Here is a 21,130-nt window from a genome sequence, read left to right as displayed (position 1 = left end):
TCTCTCCTAAACTCTTTTAATATTTAATCTATTCATTATGTTGTCAACATGATCATTCATTACTTTTGCTTCTTCTTCTGTCATATGATCATATCCAAATAAGTGAGCAATACCATGAGCAAATATATAACAAAATTCTCTTCTTAAACTATGATTAAATTCTTTTGCTTGCCTTTTAATTTTTCATGGCGATATTATTATTTGTCCTAATTCAATTTCTTCTAAAAAAGATAGTTCAATATCTGACTCTAGTGGGAAACTTAAAATATCAGTTGTGTAATTTTTATTTCTGTGTTCAAAGTTTAGTTTTTTCATCTTATTTTTGTTGACAAATCAAACATCAACTGATAGTGGTTTTTTTGCTCCAAATTCTTTTTTAGCCTCTTCTAAAATATTGAAAAAATCTTCTTTAAATTTGAAACGGTGAAAACTATTGTTTTTAAATGCTAATTTGTTCATATCGTAAATTATAAATAATATTTTTTTATTTGTAAAAATTAGTTAAAATTGTTTTTTATAAAAAAACAGTCATTACTTTTGCATTGTTATTTATATACTTGTTTGAGTGGCTAATCTCGACAAAAATTGCCTTATTCTGAAAGTCAATAATTTTGTCTTTTAAAAGTTCAAAAATATCGCTAGAAATATTTTCAAAAGCTTCGTCTAATAATATCAGTTTATATTCAGTTATAAACAGTCTAAAAATTGAGATTAAATGCTTTTGTCCTAAGGATAAATTGTCAGCGTTTAAATTGATACTTTGATATGGATTTAAGTTAGCAATTTGAAAAACTTTTCATAGTTCATATTTTTCATAATTAACCTTAAAAGTTTTAAAAAAACCGTCATTATTTAAGCATATTAAATCAATAACTTTGCCGCCGTGATTTATTTCGTTTTTGAAATTAAAATAAATGTTTGATCTTAGGTTATCAAAATTGAGTTCCTCTAAGTTTATATTATTAAATGAAATATTACCATTTTGAGGTTTATAAAGACCGTACAACAGTTTTAATATTGTACTTTTTCCGCTGCCATTATTACCTTTAATAATTGTGTTTTCCTTGATTTTTCAGCTAAAATTCTTAACAATAAATTTATTTGCATATTTAAAATTTACATTTTTAAAAACTATACAATCTAAATTATTTCTTATTATCATTTTTCCTTGCATTTCTTTTGGTAGTTTTAATAAAAATTTAATCATTGTTATATTTGTTTTATTAATGTTTATTTCACTTATTAAACTACTAATATTGATTAAGGGGTTGTTAAGAAAAATCGAAATTGAAGATAATAAGAGAATATTACCAAAAGGCATTTTTTCTCTAATAAAAAACATTACCCCGATTAATATTATTAACATTTGAGAAAAGTTAAAAATTAAGTCAATTATTCTTGATTTACTTTCTTTTCAAGAGTTTATATATTTAGTACTATCCTTAATGTTTTTAATGCTATTAAAAAAGAGTTTTTGGTTCTTATTTTTTAAATACTTATTTTTTCTTTCGGTTGGATCTGAAAAAACAACACCCATTACTTCAATTCATTGCTCTTGTGATTTAATAAATGCTGGGTATTTTTTGTGAATAAAAAAGTTCGAAATTAGATTTATAGAAAATATTAATGCAGTTGTCGCTATGCTCACTATTAAAATGTAATAATTTATTAAAAATAATAAGATAAATGCAGCAACAAGAGAGCTAATGCTATTTACTAAAAAAATTATAATATTAGCCTTGTATTTAGCAACCGGAGAAGCTAACATTAGGTGTTGATAAAACTCATTTTTGTTAAGAATTTCAATATCTTTTTGTTTGCAATTATTTAAATTTTCAAAAATCTCTATATTTATATTTCTTTCATAATCGAGTGATATTTTATTATTAAAAAAAGCAGATAACATTGAACATACTATTTTTAATATAAATAATCATAAAAACAAGACAAATATTTTTAATATAGATAACTCTTTGTTATATTGCCATATTGCATCAAATATAAACTTTAGATAAAACGATCCCCCGAATGATAGGCACGAGACAATTGTATTTAACATAATGCACAAGATTATATAGTGTATAGGTATTGCGATTTTTAAATGATAATTTTGTTTTGGAAAGTCAACTCTTATGTTACTTTTTTCAACGATTATAATAAAACCGTTATAAGATTTTTTAAACTCTTCTACATTCATTTTAAATTTACCACGAACTGAGTCTATAATGGTAAAAGATTTATCATCTTTTTTAAGAATAATTACATAATGGAGAAATCCTTCGATGCTTAAAATAGTGGCGATATTTTTAACATCATTTAATTTTATTAACGAATCAAAGTCTCCTTCAAGAATGTTAACATTTAGACCTATTTTATTAGCTAATGATTCAAAAGAAGAAAGTGATATTCCATTGGCGTCATATTCTGCATTTAACTTTAAATAGTTAATGTCGCATTTTTTATTATAAAAATGTTTTGCATAAGCTTGTAAAACGTAAATTCCACAATCTTTAATTCCTAGTTGTTTGTCAATTCTCATATCTAAATTATTATTTTGTTTTTAATTATTGTCATTTATATGTGAAAAAATCAAGAAAATTTAGCGAAAAAATAGCGAAAACTAATCTAAAAATAAAAAGGATTTTAAAATAATTTATAATTCTTTTTATATGAAAAAGAAAAATTTAAGAAAATCATTTTTATTAGCTTTAAGTGGTGGAATTTCAATGGCTATTCTACCTTTAATTTCGGCAGCCTGCCAAAAAGGTCCAGAAATTAAAATATCAGCAAAAGCACAAGAAAATTTTAAAGAAAACGGTTATCACGTTAAAGGTTCAGCTAGCAGCTGAAATTGAAGAAATTATCAAATTCAAAACCCAATTTCGAGCGAAGACCCACTTTATTTAATTGAAAAGAAAGTTGTGACGGAAAGTGGCGACCCTGTTTGATTAACAAATTCAAAAGGCGAAGTGAACTATTATAAATTTACAGTTGATGAACGGGGAAATAAGATCGTTCAAAAAAATTCTGAGGGTTATCCAATTGAAGCATCAGGCCCAGAAGATGGAATTCCTATTCAAAAAACAGTTATTAACAATAAGGCTCCAGAAAATCATAAATATAAGATTATTAAAATGTTTGACTTTTTAGATTTTGAGTCATTAAGTTCAAACTATGATTATCGTGTTTTTACATTTACCTGAGATGAATTAACAACTAACTTTCCAGCTACAGCTAGAGATTCAAGATATTATCCATATAAAGATAATAAAAAGGCGCTTTTTGCCATTTTATATTGAAATTTAAAACAAAACGAATTAGCTGTTAATTGATATAACGAGTTTGTCGTTCCATCAATTGAAACATTACAAAGATTTAGACCGGGTGTAAATGTTCCTAACCACCCAATTGAAGAGGTTCCTTGACCATATTTTAAAAATATAATTGGTAAAGATCAATTTTGAAAGAATGCTGCAGAGCCAATTGTAATATTATTTGAAAATGAATAATTAAAGGAGTTTAAATGAAAAAGATAAGAACAAGATATGCGCCATCGCCAACCGGGTATTTACATATTGGAGGGGCCAGAACAGCATTATTTAACTATTTATTTGCTAAACACTTTAATGGTGACTTTATTTTTAGACTAGAAGACACTGATGTTGCTCGTAATGTTGAGGGCGGAGAAGAAAGTCAACTTAATAACCTTGCTTGACTTGGCATTATTCCTGATGAAAGTCCTTTAAAACCTAATGCTAAATATGGAAACTACCGTCAAAGTGAAAAATTAGATATATATAAAAAATATGCAGATGAATTAATTGCTAATGGACATGCTTATAAGGCCTATGATAGTTCGGAAGAATTAGAAAAACAACACCAAGAATCAGAAGAAGCCAATATTGCTTCATTTAGATATAACCCAGATTGATTGAAGATTTCTGATGAAGAAAAGCAAAGAAGAGATGCAGCGGGAGAATATTCACTTCGTTTGAGATTGCCTAAAAATACTATTTACGAATGAGATGATTTAGTTAGAGGAAAAATTTCTGTTAATAGCGATGATATTGGTGATTTTGTAATTATGAAATCTGATGGTTATCCAACATATAATTTTGCCGTTGTTATTGATGACCATCAAATGGAAATTACTAATGTTTTAAGAGGTGAAGAGCATATAACTAACACTCCTAAACAATTAGCAATATATCAAGCTTTTGGTTGAGAACACCCTGTATTTGGACACCTAACGATTATCACAAATATGGAAGGCAAAAAACTTTCAAAGCGTGACAAGACATTAAAACAATTTATTGAAGATTACAAAAATGAAGGATATCGCCCTGAAGCTATATTTAATTTTTTGGCTTTATTAGGTTGAACATCAGCTGATAAAGCCGAAATTATGTCACGTGAGGAATTAATTCAAAAATTTGACCCAGAACGTTTAAGTAAATCGCCATCAAAATTTGATATTGTTAAAATGGAATGATTTTCAAAACAATATATGAAAAATGTTCCTAATGAAGAAATTATTGAAAAACTATTTTCACCTAAGGGCGCCGATTGAAATAATTTATTCGTTTCAACATATAAACAATCTTCAGCTACTCTTGATGAAATTCGTAAAAATTTATTAATTTATTTAAATCCTAAAGACAAAGAACCTGAGAACCTAGAGTTAAATAATGTTATTAAAAGTTTTTATAGTTCATTAAAAGAAAAAGAATTTACAGTTGAAAATATTCAACAAGCTATTGACGAAACAAAAGAAGTTTGTTCAGTTAAAGGTAAAGATCTATTTATGCCAATTAGATTGGCAACCACATATGAAGAACATGGACCTGAACTTGCCAAAGCAATTTATTTATTTGGTAAAGAAGTAATCATGTCACGTTTAGTTAAATTATGCGAATAAAATACAAATTAGTCTCAACGATAGACAATATAAAAGAAGATATTCCTTTAGAAACACAATTTGTTCCTTATATAGAAAGAGTTGAAGGAAAATTCATTTGTATTGATTTTAAAGATGAAAATACTTTTGAATGTAATTTAAAAGCTAGTGAAGACGAAGTTTTTGTATCTTATGCAAGCCAGAGTCTGCACATGATAAAAAACCAAAGAGTGACAAACTCTTTAAAAATTACTGAAGATAAGAGTTTAAATATTGATTTTTATTTAAAAGAAGTTAAAATAACCAGTAATGAAATATCAATAAATTATGATTTATTGCAAGGCGACAACATAATCGTTAAAAACAAAGCAATTTGAATCATAGAATAATTTTCAATGAGGCCATGAGCCTCATTTTTATTAATAATAAAAAAATTAATGTATGATATTTTTTATGAATTTAGAGAAAGCAAATATGTTAGAAAACTTATCAAATCTATCTTTTGATTGAAAATATGTTTGAATAAATATAGTAATTTTTGCGATCGCCTATTTTATTGGTTCAATAAATTTGGCGATTATTTTGAGTAAGAAACGTGGCAAAGATTTAAGAAAGGTTGGCTCTGGTAATGCCGGAGCAACCAATGCTATGCGAAATTTTGGCATTAAGTTCGGCGCAGTTGTCTTTATTTTTGATATTTTTAAAGCGTACATATCAATAATGATTGTTTTTTCTATTAAAACTTGATTAAATGACGTTTTTATTTTACCCATAATAGCGGGGGCGGGTGCTTTAGTTGGTCACATTTTTCCAATATTTTTTAAATTAAAAGGTGGAAAGGGTGTGGCATGTTTATTCGGAATTGTATTAGCTTTCGATTTAATGATTTTCACTATTTTTGTAATGATTTATATAGCTCTAATTCTAATTACTAAATATGTATCGTTATCATCTGCATTAAGCGCTTTAGTTGTTCCTTATTTAGGATTTATACCAATTATTTATTCGCAAAGTTTTATTTCTTTTATGCAAAGAAATACGCCTTACCCAAGTCATGCTATTATTATTGTTATCTGTGCAATTTTAATAATTTTAAAGCATGTTCCAAATTATGTAAGAATAATAAATAAACAAGAATCTAAAATTAACTTTTATACCAATTATAACGATTTAAAAAGCAAGTAAAAAACTATGCTTTTTTTTATTTTTAAAAAAGCATTTTACTGAAAACTATAGATATTATCAATGTTTTTTATATTAACATCTGTTAATTTTTAATTTTATGTTATGTATTGAATCATTCTTGCATTTAATATAAATATTTATAAAACTTTATATCAATTGTATAATTTAGTTTATGAATAAGAAAATAAGATTAGTATTAGCTGGAACAGGCGATTTTTCAAGAAAAATTTTTGAATCTTTATATGAAAATGAATTATTTGAAATTATTGCTTTAGTTAGTCAGCCGAACAATAAATTAGACCGTAATAAAAAACCAATCGAAACAGAAGTTGCTAAATTTGCAAATGAGACCGGTATTAAATTATTTCAACCAAGTAAAATAAAAGAAATTTACGATGATTTAGCATCAATCGAATTTGATTTTTTCATAACGGCATCGTTTGGACAATTTATTCCTAATTCGGTATTAAAATTGCCAAAAATATTACCACTAAATGTTCATGGAAGTTTATTAGAAAACTATCGAGGAGCAGCGCCAATTCAATACGCCTTATTAAATGGCGATAAAAAAACCGGAATTACATTAATTGAAATGATTGATAAAATGGATGCTGGTAATATGTTTGCTAAGGCTGAGATTACTATTGAAGAAGACGATACGGCTCTAGAAGTTTTTGAAAAATTAGCGCAATCTGCTATCGAGAATTTACCAACTTGAATTAAAGATATTTATGAAGGCAGGGCCAAAGCGCAAATTCAAGATGAATCAAAGGTTACATTTGCGCCTAAAATTGCGAATGAAGAAGCCGAATTGTTTTTTGAAAATACAGTACAAGAAGCATTAAGGAAAATAAAAGCATTTAATGATCAACCCGGAGCTTTTATAATTAATAATGGAAAGAGACTAAAAATCTTTAGAGCAACATACAAAAAAATAAAATCACCTTTATCTTTGAAATTTAAAGATGGAATTTTGTATTTAATTGAATATCAATTTGAAGGTAAAAAAAGAGTAAAACATGATATTTAATTTTGAACAGTTTTTAAATTATGAAAAAGAAAAAGAATATTTTAAAAACATTGAATTAGTTTTATTAAATAAAAATATTACACCGTCAATCGAAAAAGTTTTTTACGCATTGGAAGGCTTTGATTTTAATAATCTAAAAGTTATAATTATCGGCCAAGACCCCTATCCAGCTCAAGGGGTAGCAGACGGTTTGGCTTTTTCATCTAATGATAAAAAAACTCCAATGTCACTTAGAAACATGTTTTTAGAAATTAAAAACTCATATCCTGAGACTTTATTCAACTCTAACAGTCTTGAAAATTGAAAGGACCAAGGAATATTATTGTTGAACACAATATTAACAACTGAAATAGGCAAGGTTTTGGCGCACAAAAATATTGGATGAGAAATATTTAGTCAGAATTTATTAACTGAGATTAATTTAAAACATAAAAATATTATTTATTTAGTATTGGGTAAAAAAGCAAGTAATTTTTTAAAGAAGTTAAACTTAGAAAATCAAATAATTATTGAAACATCCCACCCATCTCCCCTAGGATTTTTAAAAGGATTTAAGGGATCAAGAGTATTTGAAAAAGTAAATGAATTGCTTAAAATGCAAAATAAAACAGAAATTGATTGAAGTACAAAATAGACTTTTTGTAAGGTCTATTTTTTATTTAATAGTTTACGAAAATAAACGTTATAATATAAGCATACTATTTTACTAAATAGTAAATAAATTTCTAGAAAGGAACAATATGATTTCGAATTACGAAACAAAACGTAATGATTCAATGCTATTAAAAGCAGCATTTGAAGGGCAAAAATTTCCAGATTATGTTGCAAAATCAGATAATTATATAACTGAAGATTTTGAATCAAACGTTGCTTATGTATACATCTCAAAAGATGTTAAAAATTACTATGATTTTTTAAAAGTTGTAGATTCAATTATTCTATCTAAAAGAAGAAACTATCAAGTTGACATTTTATCGTTTGTTGAAACAGGATTGTTAAATGCACAAGACGTTTTACGTGCATTTGTAAATCGTTTAGTATACAATGATGCAAAATTATACTCAGCTAAAGAAAAATCAAAATCAAAAGACAAAAACCCAGTTGAAATTACTTTGTTTTATGAAGATAAACAATATGTCAAATTTGTTAAAAAATTAATTACAATCGCTGAGGCCGTGAATGCCGCCAGAGATTTACAAATTACTCCTCCAAACGTTGCTACAAGTGAATACATAGCAAAAGAAGTTAAAAAAGATTTATCAGAAGTTAAAGGTTTAACAGTTAAAGTTTTAACAAAATCTGAAATTGAAAAATTGGGAATGGGGCTTTTATTAGCGGTTAATGCTGGCTCATCACATCAACCTCGTGTATTAGTTGCTGAATACAACGGAAATCCTAAATCAAAAGAAAAATTTGTATACGTTGGTAAAGGTATTACATTCGATACTGGTGGTTACAATACCAAGGGTTACCACATGGATGGAATGAAATTTGATATGTCAGGTTCTGTAATTTGTGCTTATGCTGTTAAGGCTATTGCGCAATTAGAAATTAAAGCTAATGTTGCTGCAGTTATGATGTTAACAGATAATGCAATTGATGTTCATCCTACAATGCCAGAATCGGTTGTTAAATCACTAAGTGGCAAAACAGTTGAAATAACTGATACTGATGCTGAAGGAAGATTGGTATTGGCTGACGGATTATACTATGGTGCTAAAAACTTAAAAGCTTCATTATTAGTTGATGTTGCAACATTAACTGGAGCAATGACAAGAGCACTAGGAAGAACTTATTCAGGTATTTATTCAACTGATGATCAAAGATGAGAAACATTTGAACAAGCCGCTTTATTAGCTCATGAAAAAGTTTGAAGAATGCCAATGCACGAAGATTTTCACAAGCCTAATAAATCTTCAAGAGTTGCAGATTTAAATAACTACAATAGTTCAGAAAAATCAGACTGTAATACAGCCGCAATGTTTTTAAAAGAATTTACTAATGGTGTAGATTTCATTCACTGTGATGTTGCAGGAACAGCAGATATTAAAGGTATGGGTACTGGAGTTTTAGTTGCTACTTTAACTGAATTAGCGGAAACTCAAAAATAATCAAGGAGATTTTATGGAATTAATCAAACAATTAGAAACTAAAAGATCAAAAGCTACTTTATTAAAAGCTATCTTTAAAGGCGATAACTTACCAGAAAATTTAATTGAAAAAGAAAATAAAATTACCGAATACCTATCAAAAAACATTGCATACATTTATTTAGGCGAAAGAACCTCAGTTGATTATGATTCTATTTATGAATTAGCAGTTAATTTAGGATACAATGCCGCTCGTGATTATCAAATTGATTTATCAACATTTGTTTTAGTTGAAAAGTTAACAATTTTAGAAGTAATTGATGCTTTTACAAAAGGTATTAATTTTGCAGCTGCAAAACTATATAACAAAAAAACATTTACAAAAAAAGAAAACACAAACCAATTGAGTTTATTGTTAGAACAACCTACTGAAGAGGCTTTAAAAGCGTTTAAAAAAGCATCAGTTTTAATTGATGCACAAAACTGAGCAAGAAACTTAGGTATTACTCCTCCAAATGAATTAAACTCAGAACAATTAGCAGACTTAGTTGCAAAAGATTTTAAACAATACAAAAATTTATCAGTTAAAGTTTTAAACAAAAAAGAAATTGAAAAATTAGGCATGGGTCTATTACTTTCAGTTAACCGTGGATCAGTTTATGAACCAAGAGTTGTTGTTATTGAATATAAAGGAAACCCAGGTTCATTAGAAAAAACTGTTTATGTAGGTAAAGGTATTACATTTGACTCTGGTGGTTATAATATTAAAACTGGACGTTATATGTTAGGAATGAAATATGATATGTCTGGTTCAGCTATTGTTGCTGCCGCTATGAAAGCAATTTCTCAATTACAACCTAAATCAAACGTATCAGCTGTTATGTGTATAACCGACAATAGAGTTAATGGTGATGCTTCATTACCTGATGATGTTTGAACATCAATGAGTGGTAAAACAGTTGAAATTAACAATACTGACGCTGAAGGTAGATTAGTAATGGCCGACGGGTTATACTATGCTGCTAAACATTTATATGCAACTAGATTAGTTGACGTTGCAACATTAACTGGAGCAATGATTATGGCTCTAGGTGAAACATATACAGGTACATGAGCAACCACTGATAAAGCATGAAATGACATTTCAAGAGCAGCTAAAGCTCAACATGAATTAATTTGAAGAATGCCTTTTGATGATGAATATGAAGCGTTTATGAAAGGTTCTTTAGTTGCTGATTTAAAAAATACCGATTTAACAGGTATGGGTGGATCTAACTCAGCTGCAATGTTTTTAAAAGAATTTACAAACGGAGTTGAGTATATTCACTTAGATGTTGCTGGAACAAATGAAAGCAATGAAAAGCCAATGTTTGCAATGGTAAAAACATTAATTGAAATGGCTTTATAATTTACTAAAAAAGTCCTTTTAGGGGACTTTTTTTCGTGCTTTTTGCCTTTATAATGTAAAATATTGAAATTGTAGTGGAGGTGTATAACATGACACTATTATGACAAATTAAAAGAAAAATGAAATTAAAATCATATAAGCTTAACATTTATGATATTTCAGTTTTTGGGATAATGCTAGCCATTTATATTATTGCATCAGTAATGGAAAGATATGTTTTTACTGGTGCGTTTAATATTGGTATTACTTATGCAGTATTTATAATTTTTGGTCTTGCTTTAGGGCCTTGAAAAGGTGCTTTATTAGGGATATTATGCGATACGATTAATCAATTGATATACGGAATAAGTACATGAATGATTGAATATGCTGTTGTGCCAGCATTTATTGCTTTTTTATCAGGTTGATTATTAAAAATAATGTTTACAAAGCAACATCAGACTTGAATATTGGGATATATATTTTTAATAGCAATTACCGCTGTTTTCATATCTGTTCTAGCAATACATGGGCATAATTTACCTCAGAATACTTTTGTAGTTAAAAGAAAAAATCTTTTAAAATGAAGTTTTGTTTTAGCTGTAGGTGTAACGGGGTTAACTTTTATCTGAATCACAGCTTTAATATTTACAGTAATTAATTTAACAACTAGAAGCGTTGTTGTTAAATTAAATGTGACACTATTATTTTTTATTCTAGTATCTGTATTTATTATATTAATATTAACAAGATGATTGTGAGGGCCATTTGCTTATATAAATTATCATAACCGTTTTAGAAGCGGACATTGAGATTATAAAGAATACTTCCCAATATTTGCAATTCCGATTATGTTTAAAAGTTTATTAGAAATTCCTTTTTACACAGTTATAATATTTGCGATATTCCCAGTTTTAACAATTATTAGGAAACAAACACATTTTTATTCAAATAAGATTCATACTTATTAGTATCGAACTTAGAGTGTAAATTAAATGCAACACTTTAAATTATTTAGGTTTAAGTGTTGCATTTTTTATATAAAAAAACACCCAATAGGGTGTTTGCAACTACAATCTATGCATCAAAAGAATAATTTCGTTTTAAATGCATATATTAATTATAACGCTTTTTTAATTACACAATATTAAATAACTTAATTTTGCTCTTATGTGAATTCTCAAATATTTTGCTACATTGTAATTCTCAATCATTTTGCAACATCCTATAGTTTAAAATCATTATAGGAGGTAAAGTGAAATATAAAAAAATAGAAATCCAGAATTTAACAGATTTTGAGAAAAAAAGAAAAGATATTTATACAGATATAACTAATGGAAAATTAAAAATAAACCAAATCGCCATAAAACACGAGGTTAGTCGTTTTACAGTTTCTAAAATTAAGAAATCTATAAATTTTGACGGAACATTTAATGTCTCGCACAAAAATAAAGGAAATAAATATAGACAAAAGTTTAGCGATGATCTTGTAGATTCTGAAATTGAAAAGATCAGAGATTTTAGCTCTTTTGTTTTTGATCAACCTACAGATAGAACTAAAAATGTTACTATGGCTATTTATTATAGAACAAAAGGTTCAATAATGTCTTTAAAAACTCTTTACAGACGTACTTTAAAAAGAGGATATGCAACAGAACACTCGCACAAATCAACTAGAAAAGAAGCTAAAAGAAACGCAAGAAATATTTTAAATGACGCAGTTCCAGAAACAATATTTTATTATGCAATAAATAGCAGATTAGAGAATCTTAAAACAATAGAGAAAAATGCGGTAATAAAAAATACCTGGAAAAATCTTTCTCCAGGCATGATTGTTGAGATTGATGCTACGCCAGACACAATGGGGTTGGGTGAAACTTTTCATACTTACCACGCTATTGACCCTGCCACTGGTAGGCTTTTAGCAGTCCATGTGTCTAAAGAAGAAACCAATATTGGTTATATGAATCTGCTTGAAAAACTTTTTAGAACACACGGAATTCCGCAGATTATAAAGACCGATAAAAGAACAACTTTTTGAAAAAAGAGTCTTCATACACACCTATTACTGAGTATTTGCGATCTTTAGGCATCGAAGTTCAATCTTCTAGTGTTCCGCAATTTAAGTCTTTTGTTGAAAGGTCTTTTAAAACTGCTCAATTAAATTATCCCATATTCTTTAAAACAAAGAATATAAAACATTGAACAGAAATAAGTAAGATTGAAGACGAATTAATAAATCACTTTAATTCTATATCTCCAAAATTAGAAAGAAATAGTGATAAAAACTGTTTTAGAAAAATAAATGAAGGCGACCCTGGTTGGTATGTTGATTATCATTTTAAAAATAAAACTCATTCAGGTGCAGTTAAATACCTAAACGAATATTATGCCCCAGTTGATACTAACGGCAATAGAGTTAATTTTTCAAAAAAAATAAAAGTTTTATTTTGTATGAACTCAAGTGGTGAATATTTTTTCAAAACTCCAGAAAATCGTTACAAAGCAAGCAGTGATTTATCTAACTTTAACTCACAAGAGATTTTTTTAATAGGCAAAAATCTTGACGTTTGAGATGATTTGGCTTATAAATTAAGTTTGATAGTCGTAACGCATAAGTCAGTAGTTTCAACATTTACTGATAAGTTTAATTACTTGATTAGAAATTTAGAAAAATTTAAATTAAATACTTCGGGTTTAAAAGAAGAAATGAACCACTTAAAATCAATGTTTAAAAACGCAATTAAAGAAGTAGATAATAACCTATCTGAATATTTTAAGTAGATTTTAATTTTTATTTTAAGATATACAGATTTAAAAAAATAATAGCAAAGTATAACACTTTGCTAATTTTTCCTGATTACTGGCTTAAATTTTTAGGTCTTAAAAAATAAATTTGATATCATAAGTTTAATAAACATTTTTAAACTATAAAAATGTTGCAATTTGATTAAGAATTAACAAATTACACAATATTAAATAACTTAATTTTGCTCTTAAATTAATTTGTTAATTATTGTTCATCTAAATTATTTTCTTCAATTTTTTCTTGATTTTCAGTAGTAATAACTTTTAGTTCTTCTTCGCTAATTGTTCTTTCGGTTGCATTTTCTTCTTGATCTAATATTTTAGCTACACCAACAATTTTAGTGTTTCTTCCTTTTAGATTTACCAATTTAACTCCTTTAGAGTTTCTTCCAACAATTGCTACGTCTTTTAAAGAAAATCTTATTGATACACCATCATTTGTAATAATGATTAAATCTTCAACTCCGCGAACGCAAGAAGAGTAAATTAAATCTCCTGCTTTATCTTTATTTAGTGCATAAACTCCACGTGAATTTCTTTTAGTCTTTCTAAATGAATCAACTAATGTTAGTTTACCAAAACCTTCATCGCCTAAACTTAGAATATATTTTCCATCTCTTGAATTTGATACAGATACAACTCTATCGCCATCTTCTAATTTAATAGCCTTAACACCTTGCGCATTTCTACTTAGAGCCCTAATTTCAGAGTTGTCAAATCTATTAAGTCTACCATTACTTGCAGCTATAAATAACTCATCATTGTCATCTGCTATTAAAGCATCAATAAGTCTATCGTCTTCACCTATTTTTAAAGCTAGTTTACCGTTCTTATTAATTCTTTGATATTCCAAAATACTTGTTTTTTTCAAAATACCTTCTTTAGAAACGGTAATTAAGTATTCATTTTCCAAATATTCATCAATTTTTAAAATTTTAATAACTTGTTCATCTTTTTCAATTGCACTAACAATATTTATGATTGGTTGGCCTTTTGATTGTTTAGAAGCCATTGGAATTTCGTGTCCTCTAATTCTATAAACTTTAGCCTTGTTTGTAAAAATTAATAAATCTGTATGTGTATTTGCAACTATAATGTCTTGAATATCATCGTCTTGGTATGTTTTAACGGTTGTTACGCCCACACCGCCACGTTTTTGTTCCCTATATTCATCAACACTTAAACTCTTGATGTAGTTGTTTGTTGTAAGGGTAATAACTATATCTTTTTGAGGAATTAAATCTTCATTATTGATATCACTCATTTGATCTCATTTAATTTCACTCTTACGCTTATCTCCATAAGCATTTTTAATGTCTTGTAATTCTTTTATTATTAACTCAATTAATAAATCATACGAAGATAATATTCTTCTATATTCTTCTATTCTTTCATGAACTTCACGAAGTTCATCATTCATTTTTTCAATTTCTAAACCAGTCAAACGAGCTAAACGCATTTCAACGATTGCTTTGGTTTGAATTTCCGTTAAAGAAAACTCTTCACCTAATTTATCTTGAGCTTCTTGACTACTTTTCGATTTTTTAATAATTTCAATTACTCTATCAATGTTCTCGATAGCTATTTTTAAACCTTCAAGAATGTGAGCACGAGCTAAATCTTTTTCTAAATCAAATTTTAATCTACGTGTTACAACATCTACTTGGTGATCTAAATAAACTTCTAGAGTTTGTTTTAAATTTAACAATCTTGGTTCGTTTTTAACTAACGAAATCATGTTAAATGAAAAATTAGTTTGCAATCTAGTTAATTTAAATAATTTATTTAATATAACCTCTGGCACAAATCCCTTTTTAATTTCAATGACAATTCTAATACCATCACGGTTAGATTCATCTCTAAAATCTCCGATTCCTTCAATTTTTTTAAATTTAATTAATTCAGAAATTTTTTCCATTATTTCGGTCTTTTTAACTTCATAAGGGATTTCAGTAACAATTATCTTACTTTTACCATTGCTTAACTCTTGGATATGAGTTCTTGAACGCATTGTTATAGAACCACGACCAGTATTGTATGCTTCAATTAAACCAGCCTTATTAAAGATGATTCCCCCAGTCGGAAAATCTGGCGCTAAAACATGTTTCATTAATTCTTCAATTGTTATTTGAGGATTTTTAGCTAAAGCACAAACAGCATCAATTACCTCAGATAAATTATGAGGCGGTATATTTGTTGCCATACCAACGGCAATACCACTTGTTCCTGAAACTAATAGATTAGGAAAACGAGCTGGTAGAACAACCGGTTCTTTTTCAGTTCCGTCATAGTTATCAATAAAGTCAACTGTATTCTTTTTAATACTGTCAACCATAGCTCCGGCAATTTTACTCATTCTTGCCTCAGTATAACGCATGGCGGCAGCTTCATCGCCGTCGATTGATCCAAAGTTACCATGACCATCAATTAATGGATAACGTAGTGAAAAATCTTGAGCCATTCTAACCATTGCTTCGTAAACTGAACTATCGCCATGAGGGTGATATTTACCTAAAACATCCCCGACAATACGCGCAGATTTTTTATGCGGAGCGGTATGAAACATTGAAAGTTCACTCATTCCATAAAGAATTCTTCTATGAACTGGTTTTAGACCATCTCTTGCATCTGGCAATGCACGAGAAACTATAACACTCATTGCATATTCAATGAATGAACTTTTCATAACTGAAGCTAGATCTGCTGGCCTCAAACCATTTACTTCTGAATCTAAAAGATTAGGTTCAACTTTATAACCTTCTTTTTCTTGTGGTGGAAGTTCCTCTTCTTCATCTTCAATAGTCGCTTCTTCTACGAAAACCTTTTTTATTTCATCTTCAAATTCGTAATTTTCATTGTCATCTTCGTATAATTTTTTGTATTGTTCTTTATCGTCATTATTATTCATAATTTCTCCTGAGTTAATATATAAAATATATTAAAATTATATCAAAAAAACCTCGTTTATTTCAAACGAGGTCATGACAGAAATAAATGATTAAATATCTCCTGCTTCTTTTAACATTTTTTGTATACTATCAACTAGTTTTTTTGAGAAAATACCAGATTTAGTTTTATGCTGTTCATGTAGAAAATCAAGCTCATCATAAATTTTGTAAATTAATTTAAGTGAATAATTGTAATTAACGATTGAATTTTTAAAATCTTGTCAATCAATAACATTAAAATCTTTATCAGCATAGCATTTTACATCAATATCAAAATCAATATATTTTATAATCCCATTATCAACATAAAAAGGACTTGCTAGATTAATATAAGTGTAATTATTTTTTGATTTATTAAGAGTTATACTTGCATTATAAAATCTATTTTTCGCAAAGAAGAATAGAATTGGTTCGGATACAACTCAATTAATATTTTCTTCCATTACTTTACTTTTGACTAATAAAACAACAACGAAATCGTCAAGATTTGCAACTATTTTTGCTCCCTCATATTGACGATAAAGAGTTCCATCATATTTAAATGCTTGTATTGACGTTATTTGTCCCATTTCAAAGAGACGGCGGTGATTTTTTTTAGTTTTGTTACTATAGTCTGGACCACTAAAAAGATCTTGAAAACTATTTATTTTATTATCGAGCTTCACAATTTCTCCCGGTTATTATTTAGAATTTTGTTAATACATAAATTAAATGAAATAATACTTTTTATTAATTCACTAATTAAATAATACCAAATATTACTAAAAGAAGGTAAAAGCTTTTATTCTATAAGGTTAAAATCTAGGATTTCAATATTTTTTTGAGACTAGAATTTAATTTTACAAATGTAAATAGACTTTTTAATGCAAACTTAATAATAGTTTTATATTTAAATAAATTATTAAAAAATATTGTAAATTACAATAATAAAGTGCCGATTTTAATCTTATTTATAACTATCGTGTTAAACTTATAAATTGAGCATTAATTTAATTAATTGAAAGGAAAAAAGTTAAATGAAATCATCAAAAAATTGGTTAGTAACACTTTTATTATCTATATTTTTAGGTAAGTTTGGAGTCGACCGTTTTTATGCGGGCAGAATAGGGCTTGGCATTGCTAAATTATTAACATTAGGTGGTCTTGGAATTTGAACTATAATCGACATAATTTTAGTAGCAACAGGGCAAATGAAAGACGGTGAAGGAAAATATATTCAAGAAGAATTTAAACAAAGCAGTAACTAATTTTGGTTAATATACAAAAACCGAGCGCTCATTGCCCGGTTTTTGTATAAGTTAACTTCGATTACTTTAGTTTTAAAAAAATATGTAGAGTTAAGTTAAAAATAATTTTTATCCTTTATTTTTAAAATAGTTTAATATTTTTAATATGAGATTAAGACATAATAAAGATGCTATTAATATAATAGAAGAAAGTAATTATTCAATTAAAACTCTCCCTTTTTTAATTAAAGAAAATACCATTTTAGAAATTGGTATGGGCAAGGGAAAAATGTTATCTGAATTAGCAAAAAACCACCCAGAAAATATTTATATTGGCCTGGAAAAATATTCAACTCCAGCGCTTTCAGCGCTTAAAAAAATTGAAGAGAATAATTTGGAGAATATGTTTATTTTGATAGGCGACGCTATTAAAATAAACGAATATTTTTCAGGAAAAATTAATACAATTTGATTAACATTTTCAGATCCTTGACCTAAGAAAAGGCATTTTAAGAGAAGACTTGTGTATCGTGACTTTTTAAAACAATATAAAGAGATTTTGTCAGAAGAAGGTATTATTTATTTTAAAAGTGATAACGATGGTTTATATGAGTTTGCATTAGAAGAATTGGAAGCATTTAATGCAAATATCATTTATAAAACTACTGATTTACACAATTGTGATTTTGAAATAGAAAACCATTTTACTGATTACGAGAAAAAATTTAATGAACTAGGTAAAAATATTAATTTTATAGCTTTTAATTTTAAAAAATAGTTTTAAAAATACTCGCCTTGCTGGTGAGTATTTTTAATATATATATTAATATTATTGAGCTGATGTTTCAGATCTTGGTGATGTTTCACCATTAGTTCCTGAAGCTTCTCCGCCTTCTGGTGCTGTAGGTGATGTTTCTGAGCCTGGAGTAGATGTTGTAGGTTCTGTTACTGTGCCATTTGATGAGTCTGAAGCTGGTGTTCCACCATTTTCATTATTTGTACCGGTGCCTTCCTCAGTTGTTGAAGAGCTTGCTTCGCCTGTTGAACTACCATTTTGGTCTCCACCAGTTGCTTCTGTGTTGGTTCCACCAGTTGTATTTCCTGCACTATTAGAATCTCCTGTTGATCCGTTTCCTTGGTCAGTGCTATCTGATCCGTTTGATGTTCCTTCGCTGCCTGTTCCTTCATTTGGTTTAACTGTAGATGATGAATCTGATCCATCGGTTGTTCCAGTTCCTGTTGAAGTGTTTGCGTCGCTTGATGAGCCGCTTCCGCCTTGAGAATCTGTTCCTGAATTTTCATCAGTTGTAGCTTCTTCTAATTGGATAGGTAATACAACTCTGAAAACTTCTGTTCCAATAACTGGTTCTTTTCTAGGAACGAAAAATGCACCTTTGAATTCTAATGTAATGGTTTTTTCTGCTTCATTAATTGTGAATTTCAATTGTGAATTAATTTTTGTTTGATTGTTTTTTGAAGATTTGTAGGTTGGTGAATCTGGGTTAGCTACTTGGAAGTTGTATTTAACTTCTTTATCACTGCCAACAAATGATTTATTTACTTCAAAAATTTGCTTTTGAGAAGCTTCTTTTCAATCAGGTTTTCCATTGTATAATGCAATATTATATGCTGTGTAACTGTAAGCTAAAACTGCTCCCTGAGCTTTTAATGCTTCTAATAATGTTGATTTTGTATAATCGCTTCCTAAATTGAAAGTGAAGTTAGAATCAACTGCAAGAGCTTTTGCTTTTTCATTTGCTTTAGTAACAAGAGGGTCAACTTGTGATTCATTTGTTTTTGGTTCTTCTGGTTTTTTGTCTTTTTCTTTGTCGACTTCATTTGTTTTTGGTTCTTCTGGTTTGGCAGGTGTTTGACATGAAATCGCCGCAACTGGTAATGAAGCGAATGATGTTAACGCTACCAATGATAGTAATATTTTTTTAGATCTCTTCATATTTTTTCTCCTTAAATAATTTATACATTTATTATAACATACTCATATTATTATGATTTTTATATTAATTAGCTTTTAGAATTCAGACATTAATTATAAAATTCCTAACTTTTAAAACGCTTAGTTTAAATAATTATCAGTTAATTAATTGAAAATAGATACGGTGAAGTAAGTTAATTTTTTTATAATTTATAAATATAAGGGAGATAAAATGATTACAGAAAGATTATTTAATGTGCGCGGAGAATTAATTAATGCCTATGTTGAAGATACAGGTAAGCCTTATAAAGTTTTATTGATTCATGGATTTGGATCTTACTGACAAATGTTTTATCGGTTAATTGATATTAAAGACAGGGATTTTGATATTGCTGCTTTGGATATGCCGGGTTGCGGTAAAAGTTCATATAATGAAAAAATAACACTTGAGCATTATGCAAACGTAGTTACTGAGTTTGTAAAAATGATTGGCTATGAAAATTGCTTAGTTATTTCTCATAGTATGGGAGCTGTTACTGCTCTTAGTCTATTAAATTCTAAAATTGCAAAATACGGAATATTGACATCGCCATTTAACTATAAGACTAATTTAATATCATTGTCTTGAATAAAAAATTATGAAAGACAATTTAAAAATATACGAACAATAAAAAAAGAAGCAAAGAATAGTGATGGAATTTTGCCATCTAAAATTAGTTTAAAAGAATTAGCCGCAGGCTTCAGAGATGTATTTAGAAACAAAATGTTATTTAGTTTTATTATTAAAGAAGTTTTGAATAAAAAATATTTAGATGAGTCAATAAAACCTTTATACAAAAATACTAATAATTATCTTTTGATTGAAGGCTCTGTTGATAATATTGTTCCCTTAGATTCAGTTATTGAAGTGGCTGCCGAACTTAATAAAAAGCTAATTATATTTGATAATCTAACTCATTTTATCTGAGATGAAATGACAGATGAACAACTCTATAAAATCAAGGATTTAATAGATAAAATTAATTGCGATAATCAATAAAATATGTTTATTAAAACACTAGCTAAGTTGATTGATTCATCTATAAAACCAATAAAGCAAATATTCATGTATGATATAATTAAAATGTTAAAAAAATTATATAGAAAGGGATGCTATGAAAAAATATAAAGGTATATTTATAGCTAATTTAATTTTATCAATATTAAGTACAATTTTCGTCGCTATATCTTCATTGATGTATTTAGTACACTTTGCAGTAAATGGAACTTCATCAGATAATAATGAAGACTTTATTAAAAGTTTATCATTGCTAGGTGTTGGCTACTTTTTGGTTTTAGGATTTGGAAGTTTTTTAGGATTTATCACATTTATTTTAAATATAGTTTGTGGTGCGCTTCTCGTATCAAAACCTGGATATTCAGGAGTTGGGATTTTAATTTTAGTTGGAGCATTTCTTTTACCACTTTTGGCATTTATCGGGGTTTGCATCGGGTTGGCAAAAATTTCTAAAGATGATCAAAACAATCAGCTTAATCAATCTAATTTAAATAGTTATAATCAAAATAATTACAACTCATATAACCAAAATGACCAAAATAACTTTAATCAAGGATTGTAGAGAGAAT

General features: G+C 27.9%; 20 protein-coding genes. 15 read left to right on the top strand and 5 right to left on the bottom strand.

Translation table 4 applies throughout. The features are described 5' to 3' along the window. Positions 1–6: 6 nt before the first annotated feature. Together ybeY and AB5V95_RS02505 are read right to left on the bottom strand one after the other, a co-directional pair. Positions 7–459, bottom strand: a complete 453-nt coding sequence (gene ybeY / locus AB5V95_RS02510) for an rRNA maturation RNase YbeY (protein ID WP_027122472.1) — start codon at positions 457–459, stop codon at positions 7–9. Positions 460–514: 55 nt separating this feature from the next. Next, positions 515–2,539 carry an Mbov_0121 family peptidase domain-containing ABC transporter gene (locus AB5V95_RS02505; RefSeq protein WP_369085791.1) on the bottom strand — a complete coding sequence of 675 codons (2,025 nt, stop codon included), beginning with the start codon at positions 2,537–2,539 and terminating at the stop codon, positions 515–517. A gap of 130 nt (positions 2,540–2,669) precedes the next feature. On the opposite strand from AB5V95_RS02505, the gene AB5V95_RS02500 reads away from it, so the two are divergent. From AB5V95_RS02500 to AB5V95_RS02450, 11 genes are all read left to right on the top strand, one after another. Beyond that, positions 2,670–3,509: a hypothetical protein gene (locus AB5V95_RS02500; RefSeq protein ID WP_369085790.1), complete on the top strand. Its 840-nt coding sequence runs from the start codon at positions 2,670–2,672 to the stop codon at positions 3,507–3,509. A gap of 14 nt (positions 3,510–3,523) precedes the next feature. After that, a complete protein-coding gene (gltX, locus tag AB5V95_RS02495; RefSeq protein ID WP_369085789.1) occupies positions 3,524–4,918 on the top strand; it encodes a glutamate--tRNA ligase in 1,395 nt (464 codons plus the stop codon). Beyond that, complete coding sequence (locus tag AB5V95_RS02490; protein ID WP_027122476.1) at positions 4,909–5,286, top strand: hypothetical protein; 378 nt, start codon at positions 4,909–4,911, stop codon at positions 5,284–5,286. Before gltX ends, AB5V95_RS02490 begins: the two co-directional genes overlap by 10 nt. A 64-nt stretch (positions 5,287–5,350) precedes the next feature. Next, complete coding sequence (gene plsY, locus AB5V95_RS02485) at positions 5,351–6,082, top strand: glycerol-3-phosphate 1-O-acyltransferase PlsY (RefSeq protein WP_369085788.1); 732 nt, start codon at positions 5,351–5,353, stop codon at positions 6,080–6,082. A 172-nt stretch (positions 6,083–6,254) separates the two neighbouring features. Beyond that, positions 6,255–7,112, top strand: a complete 858-nt coding sequence (fmt, locus tag AB5V95_RS02480; RefSeq protein ID WP_369085787.1) for a methionyl-tRNA formyltransferase — start codon at positions 6,255–6,257, stop codon at positions 7,110–7,112. Beyond that, positions 7,102–7,746 carry a uracil-DNA glycosylase gene (locus AB5V95_RS02475; RefSeq protein ID WP_369085786.1) on the top strand — a complete coding sequence of 215 codons (645 nt, stop codon included), beginning with the start codon at positions 7,102–7,104 and terminating at the stop codon, positions 7,744–7,746. Before fmt ends, AB5V95_RS02475 begins: the two co-directional genes overlap by 11 nt. Before the next feature lie 106 nt (positions 7,747–7,852). Further along, entirely contained in the window at positions 7,853–9,223 is a 1,371-nt protein-coding gene (locus AB5V95_RS02470; protein WP_369085785.1) for a leucyl aminopeptidase family protein, read from the top strand. A 13-nt stretch (positions 9,224–9,236) separates the two neighbouring features. Continuing rightward, on the top strand, positions 9,237–10,610 hold the full coding sequence (locus AB5V95_RS02465; protein ID WP_027122481.1) for a M17 family metallopeptidase: 1,374 nt from the start codon (positions 9,237–9,239) through the stop codon (positions 10,608–10,610). Between the two features lie 119 nt (positions 10,611–10,729). Next, positions 10,730–11,560, top strand: coding sequence for an ECF transporter S component (locus tag AB5V95_RS02460; RefSeq protein WP_369085784.1), 831 nt, complete (start codon positions 10,730–10,732; stop codon positions 11,558–11,560). A gap of 284 nt (positions 11,561–11,844) precedes the next feature. After that, positions 11,845–12,678, top strand: coding sequence for a hypothetical protein (locus AB5V95_RS02455; RefSeq protein WP_369085783.1), 834 nt, complete (start codon positions 11,845–11,847; stop codon positions 12,676–12,678). After that, a complete protein-coding gene (locus AB5V95_RS02450) occupies positions 12,627–13,373 on the top strand; it encodes a hypothetical protein (RefSeq protein ID WP_369085765.1) in 747 nt (248 codons plus the stop codon). Before AB5V95_RS02455 ends, AB5V95_RS02450 begins: the two co-directional genes overlap by 52 nt. A gap of 229 nt (positions 13,374–13,602) precedes the next feature. Here the strand turns inward: AB5V95_RS02450 and gyrA are convergent, their stop codons facing one another. Beyond that, a complete protein-coding gene (gene gyrA / locus AB5V95_RS02445; RefSeq protein WP_369085782.1) occupies positions 13,603–16,305 on the bottom strand; it encodes a DNA gyrase subunit A in 2,703 nt (900 codons plus the stop codon). A 90-nt stretch (positions 16,306–16,395) separates the two neighbouring features. Next, a complete protein-coding gene (locus AB5V95_RS02440; protein ID WP_369085781.1) occupies positions 16,396–17,010 on the bottom strand; it encodes a DUF402 domain-containing protein in 615 nt (204 codons plus the stop codon). Positions 17,011–17,361: 351 nt separating this feature from the next. On the opposite strand from AB5V95_RS02440, the gene AB5V95_RS02435 reads away from it, so the two are divergent. Together AB5V95_RS02435 and trmB are read left to right on the top strand one after the other, a co-directional pair. Continuing rightward, complete coding sequence (locus tag AB5V95_RS02435) at positions 17,362–17,592, top strand: TM2 domain-containing protein (protein ID WP_369085780.1); 231 nt, start codon at positions 17,362–17,364, stop codon at positions 17,590–17,592. Positions 17,593–17,737: 145 nt separating this feature from the next. Continuing rightward, positions 17,738–18,349: a tRNA (guanosine(46)-N7)-methyltransferase TrmB gene (gene trmB / locus AB5V95_RS02430; protein WP_369085779.1), complete on the top strand. Its 612-nt coding sequence runs from the start codon at positions 17,738–17,740 to the stop codon at positions 18,347–18,349. A 51-nt stretch (positions 18,350–18,400) separates the two neighbouring features. Here the strand turns inward: trmB and AB5V95_RS02425 are convergent, their stop codons facing one another. Beyond that, complete coding sequence (locus AB5V95_RS02425; RefSeq protein WP_369085778.1) at positions 18,401–19,525, bottom strand: hypothetical protein; 1,125 nt, start codon at positions 19,523–19,525, stop codon at positions 18,401–18,403. 211 nt (positions 19,526–19,736) lie between these two features. Here AB5V95_RS02425 and AB5V95_RS02420 point away from each other — a divergent pair, with 211 nt between their 5' ends. Then, positions 19,737–20,543 (top strand): alpha/beta hydrolase, encoded by an 807-nt coding sequence (locus AB5V95_RS02420; protein ID WP_369085777.1) that lies wholly within the window; start codon positions 19,737–19,739, stop codon positions 20,541–20,543. 115 nt (positions 20,544–20,658) lie between these two features. After that, positions 20,659–21,123: a hypothetical protein gene (locus tag AB5V95_RS02415; protein ID WP_369085776.1), complete on the top strand. Its 465-nt coding sequence runs from the start codon at positions 20,659–20,661 to the stop codon at positions 21,121–21,123. Positions 21,124–21,130 lie beyond the last annotated feature (7 nt).

Source organism: Metamycoplasma spumans (genome assembly GCF_041026625.1).
Classification (GTDB): Bacteria; Bacillota_I; Bacilli_A; order Mycoplasmatales; family Metamycoplasmataceae; genus Metamycoplasma; species Metamycoplasma spumans.
The sequence above is the reverse complement of the archived record's forward strand: the minus strand, read 5'-3'. Positions and strand labels throughout refer to the sequence as shown.